Here is a 13,280-nt window from a genome sequence, read left to right as displayed (position 1 = left end):
CCCTCGAATACCTCGGCGCCCCGCCCATCGCTTCCGACCGCCAGGCCCGCCCCTTCTCCCCCGCCGTGCGCGCGGGCGATTTCGTCTACGTGTCGGGGCAGGTGCCCGCCAACGCGCAGGGCGAGATCGTGGCCGGCGGCATCGAGGTGCAGACGCGCCAGGTGATGGAGAACCTGAAGACCGTGCTCGCGCTGGCCGGCGCCACGCTCGACGACGTGTGCAAGAGCACCGTCTGGCTGCACGACGCGCGCGACTTTGGTGCCTTCAACCGCGTCTACATGAGCTACTTCGGTGAAAACAAGCCGGCGCGCTCGACCACCGAGGCGCGCCTCATGGTCGATGCGAAGGTCGAGATCGACGTCGTCGCCTACAAGCCCAAGGCCTGATCAGGCGGGTCGCAACTCGGTCTTGCGCTGAATGATGCGTGAGACCAGCCCGTATTCCACGGCCTCCGTGGCCGACAGCCAGCGGTCGCGCTCGATGTCGGCCAGCACCACATCGATGGGCTTGCCGGTTTCGCGCGCGATCTCGTGCGCGATGCGCTGGCGCGCCTTGATGATCTCCTGCGCCTGGATCGCGATGTCGGTCGCCTGGCCGCCCGCGCCGCCGCTGGGCTGGTGGATCAGAAAGCGCGTGTTGGGCAGACACACGCGGCGCTCGCGCGGCGCCGCCAAAAACAGGTGCGTGGCGGCGCTGCCCACCCAGCCGGTGCCGATCATGTGCACCGGCGCGCTGATGAAGCGCACCACGTCGTGGATCGCGTCGCCCGACTCCAGGTGCCCGCCAGGCGAGCTCACGAGGATGTCGATGGGTTTGTCGCCGCTGTCGGCATCGAGCGCGATGAGCCGGCGCGTGACGTCGGCGGCCACGCTGTCGGTGATGCTGCCGAAGATCAGCAGCGTGCGCGACTTGAACGCCTTTTCCTCGAGGTAGGAATTGCGCGGCTCGGCCGTCGCCGCGGGCGGGGTGTCGTCGTCGGTTTCCAGTGTTGAAAACATGGGCTGCATGAAGAAAGCTCCTGTGGTTGAACTGTCTTGACGAACAAGCCCACAGTTTCGTGACATTGCGCCTGCCGTGGCAAGCAGCACCGTGGTGCCGCGGTGCCGCGGTGCCACGTGCCGCTCAGGCGGCCATCCGGGGCGACACCACGGCCCTTCGGGGTGTACCGACGCCGGCCAGCACCGGCCGGCCCGTCATCGCGCCGCAATGGTCCAGCGCCTGGCGCAGGACGGTATCCACGTTGCGCAGCGACAGCCCGTAATGGGAGGCCACCTCCTGGCGCGTCTTCTCCTCGATGCGCAAGGCCTCGAGCACCGCCCGGTGACGCCGCGGCAGGCCCTGCATCGCGCGGTCGACCGAACCGACTTCGGCGCGCACCTCGGCCATGTCCTCGGGCCCGGGCGCGTGGTCGATGGCCGACTCGACGGCGGTGTGCGGGTCGTCCACATAGCGCCATGCCCCCTCGCTGCGCAACCGGTCCATGGCCAGGTTGCAGGCCACGCGATAGACGTAGGCGCTGGGGTTTTCCACGGGCGCGCCCACCCGCAGGTGGCCCAGCCGCAGCCAGGCATCGTGCAGGCATTCGCTGGCCATCTCGGCGCACCCGAGATGGCGGGTCAGCTTGCGCCGCAACCCTTCGTAGTTGGCGCAGAGAAAAACCTGCAGCGCCAGGCGACGCTGCGCTTCGTCCCGCAGCGCATCGGCCGCCTGGTCGCGCGCCGGTGCTTCCTGTTCGCAAAGGACACTGGGTGCCATGACATGCCGCTCCTGCCCGCCTAGCGGTCCTGCTGCAGGCGACGACGCTCGTCGCTGCTCAGGGCGGCCCAGTGCCTGGGGTCGATCTTGCGGCCCATGCCCACCACCTGCACGGGGTTCTGCGGGTCGTAGTCGACCTGCGCCCCGGATTGCAGTCCCGACCGCGGCGCCGGCGCGTCGCGCCCCTCTTGTGCGGGCTCGTTGCCGAAGCCGAGCACGCGCACCGTGAAGACCGACGCCAGCGCCTGCCGCGCGGCCGCGCGCTCGCGCTGCACCGCGTCCTGCGCGGCGGCCGTCGCCTGCGCAGCGGCAGCGCTCGCATTGGTGAGCGCGCCGATGTTCACCGACGCGATCACCGGCAGGCCCTTGGTCTCGCCCTTGACCTGGATGTTGTCCGCGTTGAGCACCTGCAGCGCCGCGATGTTCAGGTTGCCCGCCACGCGCAAGCCCGCATCGCCGGCGTTCACGGTGCCGCGCGGCGCGACCAGGTCGACGTCGCCGTCGCCCACGGTGCCGATGCCGCTGCCGCTCATGTCCGACTTCTCGCGGATCACCGTCACGCCGTCCAGGTCGGTGGACACCTCGGGCGCCGATGGCACGCGCAAGGTCTTGGCGCCGCGCCCGGCGTCGATGTCGCCGACGGTGGACCAGATGATCTGGTCGCTGCCCTGCTTCGTGACCTCGGGCACGAACGACAGGATGCGCGACTGGTTCACGGTGACGTCGTTCCTGGCCGCAATGCCGATGTGCCCCGACGCCAGCGTCACCAGACCGTAGCCGGCCGGCACTGCGGCGCCCAGCGCCGCCACCTGCAGGCCGCCGCCGGGCGTGAGCACGTCGATGTCGCCGCCGGCCATGGTGCGCAGCATCAGCTTGTTGGCCGCCACGTCGCCCTTCCATGTGTCGCCCGGGAACAGCGTCTCGATGGCCGTGTAGCCGCGGTTGTAGCCGCCGTTGCGCGGCAGGCCGCCGGTGCCCGGCTCGTTCTGGTCGCGCCCGGCTTCGCGCAGTTCGAGCAGGTACACCTGCCGCAGGAACTGCTGCTGCGCAAGCTGGGGCAATTTCTGGAAGCGCGCCCAGGCTTCGAGCGGCTCCAGCTTTTCGCCGGTCATGTCCGACATGAACGAGACGAGGCCGCGGCGCACGGTTTTTTCCTGCCCGCCTGCGCGCGTTTCGACCTGGTCCACCAGGTAGATGGGCAGCACGCTGCCGTCCGCGCCCCGGGTCTTCAGGTAGTCGGGCATGGACGCGACCTTCGACGGATCGAGGTAGGCGGCCGTGAACGCGTCGTAGCCCACGGCGTGGTTCAGCCCGGCCATGGCGGTGATGGCGGCGCCGTGTTCCGGCAGGCCCTTGACCTGCGTCTCGGGCAGCGCGCGGTTGTTCCTGTCGTAGCGCTGGTTGCCCAGCGTCTGCACCTGCAGGTTGTCGGCGTACAGGTCGCGGCCGGCGGCCAGCACCAGCGTGCCGGGGCCCTGGATCTCGATGTTGCCGGTCAGGCCCACCGAGAGATCGTTGTTCGTGTCCAGCCGCGCCGTGCTCTGCATCGCCAGGATGTCGTTGCCCGCCTCCAGCAGCGTGACGTCGGACCCACGCAGGTTGCGGCCCGCCAGCCGCAGGCCGCGGATGTCGGTGCCCGCGCGCACCCAGGTCTGCTCGTTGGCCTTCACGTCGAGCCCCACGATGGAGCCCTGCGATGCATAGATGCGACTGGGCTCGAAGTCGTTGGCCAGCGGCAGCACCTCGGGGTTGTTCACGGTGCGCAGGTACGTGTTGTTGACCGGCGAGGCCAGTGCCCGCTCGATCAGGTTGTCGAGCATGTCCTCCATGTTCATCTGGCTGAACGGCGAGCCCGCACCGGCCGGCATGTAGCCCGTGGGCATCATCGCGGGCGTGGCGTAGGCCATGACGAGCGGCGCGTCGAAGCGGATGTCGTTCTTCGCGACCACTCGCACGTCGTTGGTGGTGCCCGGCAGCACGTACAACGGCCCGTCGATGGCAATGCCGCCGTTCAGGGCGGCCGCCGAAAAGCGCGCCGGATACCGGTTGCCGCCGAAGCCCACCAGCGTGTCCTTCTCGACCCAGCGCAGCAGCAGGTCGCGGAAGATGAACTCGGTCCGGTTCACGAAGGTGATGTTGCCGCCGGTCGACACCAGCCGCAGCGCGCTGCGGTCGGTGTAGCCGCTCATGTAGGCGCCGTAGTTCAGCACCTGGCCGTCGCCTCGCAGGCCCTCGCCGTAGGTCACCAGCAGCGGATCGACCACCGTCTGCAGGCGCAGGTCACCGGCCGTGCGCAGGCTCAGCGTGGCGTCGCCCAGCGCGAGGATCGGCGCCACGGTGTAGCTGCTCTTCGTCAAGCCGCCGCCGCTGTCGTCGCGGGTTATCGTCACCGTGTGGCCGACCGCCGTTTCGCCGGCGCGGATGTCGCCCGCGCCGCGCGCCACGTAGTACTGGCCGCCGCGGATCGCGCCGCCGGCCTGCACCGACATGGCGCCGCCGTTGCGCATTTCCATGGCCATGGCCTCGCTGGCGGAGCGGCCGCCGCGCATGCGCATGTGGGTCGGCAAGGCGACCAGCAGGTTGCGCAGGTCGCCGCCGGCTTCCACGCTGACGTTGCCGCCGCCCAGCGCGCCCACGCCCTGCTGGAAGCGCCCGTAGTCGATCCACCAGCTCGACTGCTCGGGCGCGTGAATGACGGGGCCGTAGACGCCGTCGGGGTTCCAGCCGTTTTCGCCGTTGGTGTATTCGCCGAAGAAGCGCTTGGCATTGAGCGTGCCCTGCCGGTTGAGCCATTCGGTGAAGTGCTGGCCCGACGGCGCGGCCTCGATGCTGCCCTGCGCGCCGATGGCAAGGTTGCCGCCTTCCACGCCGTAGCTGGCGTTCGGGTTGGCGGTGGAGAAGTCGCTCCACACCGTCGTGTCCTTGCGCCCGGCGGTGTAGATCACCGATTCCTTGTGCGCCAGCGTGAGGTCGCGGCCCGCGCGCACTTCGAGGTCGCCGGTGCCGGTGCGCACGAGCTTGCCCGCGCCGTTGTCAGGCTTCGGGTCGATGTCGGTGGGCACGGCGGTGTTGGCCGTGCCCACGGTGATCGACCCCTTGCCCGCGGCCTGCGCCGCGAGCGGCTTGAGCGCCATCGCATCGGCCGAGGCCAGTTCGCCGCCGGCCACCAGCCGCAGGTTCCACGACGGGCCCGCCTGCAGCCGGCCGCTGCGGTCGGCCGCGTCGAAGCCATCGCTCAGGTGGCCGTTGATGGCGAGGTTGCCGCCCGCGCGCAAGGTCAGCGTGCCTTCGCGCGCGCCGGAGAAATCGCTGAAAAGATTCCAGTCGCTGTTCAACGCGAGGTCGCCCGCGCTGCGGACCTCGATGCCGGGCATCACGGCCAGCCCGGTGCCCAGCCGTGCCGCCACCCCGGCCGATGCGGCCCTGAAACGCGCGGCATCAGCGATGGCGTCGGGCTTGACCGAATCGACCGTGGCGCCGTCGTAGTCCTTCACGTCGTAGACACTCACGCCTTCGAGCACCGCCGAGCGCGCGCCGTTCACGGCAACGTTCAGCGCGCTGACCGCGACGTCGTCGTGCGTGGCGTTCTGCCGCGCGCGCAGGCGCACCTTGCCGCCTTCGTTGCCGGCCACGTCGATCAGGCCGCCTTGCAGGTTGAGCTGCCCGCCCGCCGCTTCGAGCGTGACGCGGCCGTTGCCCAGGCTGCCGGTGGCACCGGCGAGCAACTGCGCGCCGGCCTGCATTGCCATGCCGTTGCCGGCGGTGATGCGAATGGCGCCGCCGTAGGCCGAGCGCGCATCCACCGTGCCCGAGATGTCGATGCGGCCCCGGTCCGCCGTGAGGCCGAAGTCTTCCACCTGCGTGAAGCCGCCCAGTGCCACGTTGCCCTGGCGGATGCGGAACTGGCGCGAGCGGTTGAAGCCGGCGTCGTTCAGCCGCTGGCTCACGCCGGCGAAATCGGGCAGCGCCTCGATGTCGAGCGCGAAGCTGCCGGCCTTGCCGCCATTGCCTCCCGCCTGCGCCGCGATCAGGCCGTCGAGCACCACCGTGCCGCCCTGCGATGCCGCCAGGCTCAGCGTGCCGGCGTCGCCGCCCCTCGGGTGCGCGGCCAGGTCGAGCCGGCTGCCGGCCTCCAGCCGCACGTCGCCGCCCACCGCCGACAGGCCGATGCGGCCCGCGTCCGCGTATTCGGCCACGTCGAAGAACTGCTTGGCGGAGCCGCTCACGTCGATGGTGGCGCCGCGCCCCACGACCAGGCTGCCGCCGGTCGCCGTCATGTCGATGCTGCCGCCCCGCGCCACCGCCCGGCCGTCGAAGGCAATGCTGCGCCCGCTGAGGGCCAGGCGCAGGCCCAGGCTTTCCTGCGGGTCGAACGACGCGGCCTCGCCTTGCGCCGAAGCGACGACCTGCAAGGCGCCGCCCGTGGCAATCGACTGCGCCGCGCCGCCACGGCCGGTCAGCAGCGGCGTGTTCAGCGTGAGCGGCGACGCGCCCGTGTCGATGCCGCCCGCCCCCTCGCCGACGATCGCGTTGCGGCCCGCCAGCGTCACCGCGCCGAAGCCCGAGAACGTCTTCTGGCCCGCGCCCAGCACCAGCGTGGCCGCGTCCAGCGTGAAGCCGCCCGCACCGCCGGCGGCGGGCACGCCAGTGCCTCCCCCGCCGCTGTTGACGAGCGCGATGCTGTCGCCCTTGATCGTCACGTCGCCCGCGCCGCGGCCCACGAATGCGCCGCCGTCGAAGGTCAGCGATTTCAGGCCGGCCGCGCCCAGGTCGAGCGAGCTGTAGAAGTCGAAGTCGGTGTAGCTGCGCAGCGTCAGGCGCGTCGAACGGCCCAGCTGCGCGAGCGCGCCGCCGTCCAGCACCATGCCTTCGGTGCCGCCGCCGAAGCCGATGCGGCCTGCCGCCACCGACAGGTCGGTGCCCACAATCTGCGCCGAAGCCGCCAGTTCCGTCGTGCGCGTGGCGTCGATCAGCAAGGCCGCATCGCCGTTGACGATGGCACCCGCACCGATGGAAACCAGCCCGCCGCGCGAGGTGTCCACGCCCTGGCGGGTGACCTTGACCGCATCGCCGGTGGCCACGCGCACCAGCGCGCCCCAGTCCCTGGCGGCCGAGACGAGCACGTCGTCCACCGCGTCCTTGGCGTCGATCACGCCGTCGAAGTTGTCGTCCAGTTGCCCGTCCGGGTCGGCGTAGACCGCCGCTACCCGCGGCTTCATGACCAGGTTGCCCGCGCCGCGCCCGCCCGCGCCCTTCGCGCTGACGCGGCTTCCGCCTTCGATGGCCACCTTGTCGCTGGCCGCCAGGATGATCTCGGGGCCGAACAGTTCGGAGCCGTCGTTGTTGCGCACCACGATGTCGGTCGCGGTCACGTCCAGTTCCAGGCCGAGCGCGTTGCCTTTGCGCTTGCCGCCCACCAGCAGGCTGCCCGCGCCGAAGTTCGACAGGCTCGCCGCATCGATGACGAGGTAGCCGTCGGCCTGCAGGCTGGCGCTGTCCTGCCCGCTGCCGACGATGGCGATCTTCTTGCCGGCAATGTCCACCAGCCCGCCGCGCCCGCCCTCGTCGGGTGCCGAGCGCAGCGTGCCGTCCAGCACCAGCCGGCGGCCGGCGTCGAACACCACCGCGCCGCCGTCGCGCGGCAGGCGCGGCGTGACGACGTTCTGGCCGGTCAGGCGGTACTGCGTGAGCTTGAAGGCCTCGGACGAGAAGAAGTCGTTGGCCGTGGCCTCGTTGTATTCGGAGTAGCGCCGCAGCACGGCGCCGGACATCACGCGCCAGGCCGACGCCTGCGCGTCCTGGTTGCCGCCATAGGCATTGCCGGCCTTGCCCTGCATGACCAGGCTGCCGTCCGGTGCGCGGGTGGCGGGTGCGAGTGCGCCGCCCCAGGCCTTGCCCGTTGCCTGCACCGCGAAGGCGCCGGGCAGCAGCGCATAGCGCGCGGGCAGCAGCGTGTACCAGCCGGCCGCCAGACCGGGGCCGCCGGCGAGCCAGACACGCTGGCCCGCCGCGGCACCGCCAGCGGGCGCCGCGCCGGCCTGCCCCGGCAGGATCGCGTACATGCCGGGCATGTTCAGCATGTCGTGCGAGCCGCCCGGGCCCGGCACGAATTCGGAGGCATGCAGGTCGCCGCCGCCCGCGATGTCCACCACCGCGCCACGCGCCAGCGCCACGTCGGGCGACTTCATGGTGATGCGTTTTTCGGGCGGCGCAACCAGCGAGCCAGTCGACGGATTGGTGGGATCGACCGCCTTCGACGGATCGTGCCAGTGCTCGTTGTTGGACAGCGTGCCGAAGGGCACGGTCATTCCGGCGCCCGACACCGAAGTGAGGCTGCCTGCGCCCAGCGACAGGCGCTCGCCGGCGTTCAGCTCGATCTGGCCGAAGGGCGCGCGCAGCACGCCGTTCTGCGCGATCACCGGTGCTTCCAGGCGCAGGCTGCCGCCGGCCGACAGCGGCGCGCTGCCGGCATCGCCCAGGCGCTCGACGGTGATGGAATCGCCGGCGCGGATCACGCCGGTCATCGCGGTGGTCGGGTACACCTGGCCGGCGTTCAGCACCAGTTGCCCGTCCACGTCCAGGTTGACCTGCAGCCGGGTTTCTTCGTTGATCGGCGAAGGCAGCGCGCCGCCCATGCGGATCTCTGTGGCTTCGAGCACCGTGCGGCCGAAACCGCCGATGCGCACGGCGCCGGCCTGGAACTGGGTCGGGTCTTCCGATGCCGAGATATCGATCAGCGAGCCGGCCACGGTGAGCTGCCCCGCCCCTGCCGACGCGGCCGACGATGCCGGCGCTTCAGGCGAGGCGCCGGGCACGGCCGACAGCACGATGCGTGGCGCGCGCAGCGACGACGACGAGCCCGCGTGCCCGACGATCGGCCCCTGCAGCCAGATCGAGCGGCCCAGAGCGAGGTTCGCGTTGTCCAGGCGAATCGCACCCTGCGTCGCATTCACCAGCGAGAGGTCGGCAAAGCCGCCGTCCTTGAAGGCCTGCGGACGCAGCGTCAGCGTGGACACCTGGCCGGGCTTGTTCAGCAGGTCGCGCAGCAGGTCGCTCGAAAAGAGCGCGTCGCGGAACAGGTCCAGCGCCTGCGGCGTCAGGCCGAACTGCGCCGCATCGAGCGCGCCGTTCGCGCCGGGCAGGCCCAGCCGGTCGGACACCACCAGCTCCTTCACGTCCGCCAGCTTCGCGAGCAGCGCCGACGACAGGATCATCGGCCCGTCGATCTCGTAGCCGTAGCTGCGCAGGCCGGGCGCCCAGTCGTAGTCCACGCCCTGCCGCCAGTCGCTGCACACGCCGTCCACCGCCAGGCCCACGCAGTCCGGGTCTTGCAGCACGCGTTGCAGTTGCTCCAGCGGCGAGCCTGTCGGGCCCGATGTCGCGGTCATGTTCAGGCGGATGCGCCCGCCGATGCCGTTGGGCCCGCCCGCCTTGCCCACCATCGTGCTTTCGATCAGGCCCTTGCCCGTGATTTCGATCAGGCCGCCGTTGCTGTCCAGCCGGATCTCCGGTGCGGGCCGGTGCACGCGCGTGCCCGAGGGGCCGGCATCGGGCACGCCGTCGATCGTGCCGGTGGCGCCCGACACGTCGATGAGCGCATCTTTCTCCAGCCGCATGTCGCCCGCCAGGATGCTCACCGTGCCGCCGTCGCGCACCTCGCCCACGCGGCGGCCGCTGCTGCTGTCGATGCGGATCAGCGGCACGCCGCGCGCCAGCAGCTCGGCGCCGGCTTCGAGAACCACCGTGGCGCCGCTCAACCCAATGCGGCCCGCCGGTGCGTCAAGGCGCCCGCCGACCGTCAGCACGCCCTGTTCGCCACCGGCGTTCAGCGACAGGCTGCCGCCGGTGTCGGTGCGCACGCTGGCGCCCCGCGCAACGCGGACCGGGCCGTTCTCGGTGCCGAGCGACAGCGCCGCGGGGCTTCGCGCCGCGCGCTCGTCGGGCCGCAGCATGCCCAGGGGCGCTGCCTCGGCCAGGTTGCGGCCGCTCGGAAGGTCGCGCCAAGCGAAGTTGTTCAGGTCGATGCTCGTGGCCTGCTGCGACACCACCACGCCTTCGGGCACCACGATGCCCTTGCCTTCGCCGCGCACCGAGACCGTGACGTTGCCGAATCCGCGCTCGCCGAAGAGCGTGGGCGGCAGCATCACCACCGAGGAGGCCGAAGTGGCCCCGGCTTCGTCCGGCGGCGAAACGGGCGGCACGCCACCGATCTGCACCGCCGAGGCGGTCTGGATCGACAGGCTGCCCGCCGAGCCCGCTGCATGGGCGCGCATGTTCAGTGCGTTCAGGTCGAGGTCGGGCGTCACGCCGGCCAGCGAAATGGACCCCGCATTGCCCACGCGCAGCGTCGGCAGGCCCTGCTTGCCGGGGTCCGCGCGGCCACCGCCCGATACGTCGAGCACGGCATCCTTGTGGGCCACGATCTTTCCGGCAATCACCGTGATCGCGCCGCCGTCCAGCGCCCAGGCGCCGCGCAGTGCGCCGTCGCGCCAGGTGTTGATCCACTGGCCGCTGGCGTCCAGCCGGCCCTGCTCGCCGAGCTCCACTTTTCCGTAGGCCGACGAAAGCCCGATCTGCCCGCCCGGCACGCGGATCAGTCCGTTGATGCGGATGTCGTTGGTCGAGCCTTCGGTGCCGGCCACCGAGAGCGACGCGCCCGGCGAGAGGTTCAGCGCCGCGCCGCTCGCAAGTTCGAAGTCGCCGTTGATGTGGTTCAGCACGATGCTGCCCATGCCCGAATTGCTGAGCATGTCGTCCGACAGGAAGGTGAGCTTGCGCGACTTCTGCTCGCCCGGCTTCAACTGCACATAGAAGTCGTCGCCGAGCTTCGTGTTCGCATCGAAGTCCTGCGCGAGCCGCTTCGGGTCGTGGCTGACGATGATGGTGCCCGGCGACCACGGCCGGCCATCCGGCGAGTTCTCGCCCAGCTGCAGCCGGCCGCCCTTGTTGCCGCCCGGGTTCTTCGACTGGCGCTCGCCCACCACCACGCCGCCCAGCATGTCGCCCTCGAGCACCATGGTGTCGCCCGCGTAGATCTGCACGGCGCCGGCCTTGCGCCCTTCGGTGTAGCCGGCTTCCTTGTAGTCGGCGCCGATGAGCGGTGTGCGCCAGGTGGTCTTCACGCCCCAGCGCGCATGCTGGTTGGTGAACTCGCCCGCGATGCCGGTGTAGTCGGTGTCGGACATGGCCCGGTCCATGGTGTGCACGCGGCCGTCCGCGCCCATGAGCTTGGTCGCGGTGTTCATGCCGTCGGTGTAGCGCACCGAGCCGCCGGACACGTCGAGCATCGATCCCGTGCGCGTGATCACCGAGCCGCCCGAGCGCATCTCGATGCTGCCCGCGTTGGCCGAAAGCTCGCCCAGGTCGGTCTTGCCCACGCCCACCCAGCCGCTCACGTCGCCCAGCGGCGTGCCCACCCAGGCACCGGGAATGTAGGTGGCGCCGTCAGGGCCCAGTACCCATTGCACGCCCGCCATCGGGCCGTCCTTGAACACGCCGCTCACGCGCCGGTCGACGATCACCTTCTTGCCACGCACCCATGCGTCGAGCTGCATGGGTGAGTCGCGCAGTTCGTTGATGCGCAGTTCGGCCTCGATGAAGTTGCGCGACATGGCCACCTGCATGCCCTGCAGGCCCGCCACGCTGAGGAAGGCCTCGTTGTCCACGTAGATGCGGCTCGCATCGCGCAGGCTGCCCGGCTTGAAGTACGGGAACAGCGTGAACATCGGATTGACGGCCGATTCGAGCTTGATGGTTCCCGCCGGCACCAGCACGCCGGCCTTCGAGCGGATGTCGATCAGTTGCCCGTACAGGCTCACGCGGCCCGGCTGGTAGCGCGTGGCAAGCGCCGATGCCTCGATCTCGCTAGTGTCCGAGGCGTCGGGCAATACCTGCGAAATGCTGCCTTCGCCCAGCGTGAGCGTGCCGGCCGACCAGTTGATCAGGTCGTTCACGCCATCGGCGTACATGTGCGAGCCCAGGCCCCAGGCGCGCAGCAGGATGGAGCCGTTGCGGTTGTTCAACGCGGTGGTTGCACTGAGCACGCCCGACTGCCGCACGTCCTGCGCCTGCAGGGTGATGTTGCCGCGGTCGGCCTGCACGGTGCCGGTGTTGACCACCTCGTAGCCGACCGCCTTGGCGCGCGCCGCCATCTCGGGCATGACGACGTCGCGCAGGCCGGCGACGAAGTTGGCGTCGGCATAGACCGGCGAGAGCTTGAGCGCGCCCCACACCTGCCCGCCGGTGAAAGCCCAACCGGGCACTGCCGAAGCGGCCACGTCCAGGCCGCGGGGCGCGTTCGGGTCCTGCGTCGATGGCGTCTTCAGGTAGATGTTCTCGCCGGCCGCGAGGATGACCTGGCCGTCGGGCGCCGAGATGCGGCCCGCGTTGCGCACCTTGGGCGCGAACAGCATGACCTTGCCGCCGCTGTTCGCCGCCAGCTGCGCGCCTGCGTCGACACGCACTTCGCCGGGCGCCGCGCCGGGAACGAAGCGGTCCACGTCGCCCATCTTGTCGGGCGCGCCGCCGACGCCGGGCTTGAAACCCGCGTCGCCGTAGATCAGGGGCCGCTCGGAGGTGAACTCACCGAACTGGGGAATCGGGAAATCGTTGCCCTGGTTGGTGAGGACCTGCGGGTTGTTGATGCCCAGCTTGAACTGCTTGTCCGACAGCGCAAGGCTGGACGCGACCAGCGAGCGCGTGTCCACCTGGCTGGAGCCGGTGAAGACGATGCCGTTGCGGTTGACCAGGTACACCGAGCCGTCGGCCTTGATCTGCCCCGCGATCTGGCTGGGTCGGCCGCTCGGGTCGTTGATGCGGTTGAGCGCGATCCATGCGTTGGTGCCGTCGGGCTTGGCGCCGCCCTTCTGGTCGAACTGCACCGTGGTGTGCTTCCCGACGTTGAAGCTCTCCCAGTTCAGGATCGCCTTGTCGTCGGTCTGCTCGATGCCGACCACGGTGCGGCCGCCCGCGGCGGTCTGCACTGGCGCCCTGGCATTGAGCCAGCCTGCGGTGAGGCTGTGGGTATCGACCTTGAGCCCGCCGTCGGCCAGGCCGTCGGGGATGTCCGAGCCCCCGTTCGATGCGGCCTCGCGTGCGGCCGCCTGCGCCGCCTGTTGCGCGGCAATGGAACGCGCCGCCATGTTCAGGTTGCCCATGGAGCGCTGCAACTGTTCGCCGGCCTTGCGTTGCTCCAGCGGGTTGGTCAGCATCGATGCCGGCATGCCGTTGGGCAAGCGGCCCGTCGCCGAGGCGGTGTTCTGCACCGCGCTCTTGTTGGCGAACCAGGCGCCGCTGAAGGCCTGCTGGGCCTGGGCATCGAGCACCAGTGCGCCGTTGGCCGCCAGCGTCATGGCAATGGCGCGCGCGATCGGCGCCATGCGAAAGCGCCGCGCCTGCCGCCGGTTGTGCGCCTTCGTTGCGTGGATCGGTGTGAGGGGCCCGCGTGTGCTCATGAGTCGTTTCCGCCGGAAAGTTGAGTCGATGCACTACGACGAACGGGCGCCCCACGACCCCGCAACTTATTT

The 13,280-nt window shown here is 70.6% G+C and carries 4 protein-coding genes; 1 reads left to right on the top strand and 3 read right to left on the bottom strand.

The features are described 5' to 3' along the window. Window positions 1-386, top strand: a 386-nt coding sequence (locus AC07XP_RS28835) for a RidA family protein (RefSeq protein ID WP_495266587.1), incomplete at its 5' end; no start/stop codon positions are given. Here AC07XP_RS28835 and AC07XP_RS28830 read toward each other — a convergent pair. From AC07XP_RS28830 to AC07XP_RS28820, 3 genes are all read right to left on the bottom strand, one after another. Further along, entirely contained in the window at window positions 387-1,007 is a 621-nt protein-coding gene (locus tag AC07XP_RS28830; RefSeq protein ID WP_369644561.1) for an ATP-dependent Clp protease proteolytic subunit, read from the bottom strand. It lies immediately after the preceding gene. A 115-nt stretch (window positions 1,008-1,122) separates the two neighbouring features. Further along, window positions 1,123-1,755: a sigma-70 family RNA polymerase sigma factor gene (locus AC07XP_RS28825; RefSeq protein WP_492734118.1), complete on the bottom strand. Its 633-nt coding sequence runs from the start codon at window positions 1,753-1,755 to the stop codon at window positions 1,123-1,125. Between the two features lie 20 nt (window positions 1,756-1,775). Then, entirely contained in the window at window positions 1,776-13,208 is an 11,433-nt protein-coding gene (locus tag AC07XP_RS28820) for a filamentous hemagglutinin family protein (RefSeq protein ID WP_495266586.1), read from the bottom strand. Window positions 13,209-13,280 lie beyond the last annotated feature (72 nt).

It is taken from the genome of Variovorax sp. GW531-E2 (assembly GCF_059423125.1).
Note: the sequence above shows the minus strand (reverse complement) of the source record. Positions and strands in the feature narration are given on the sequence as shown.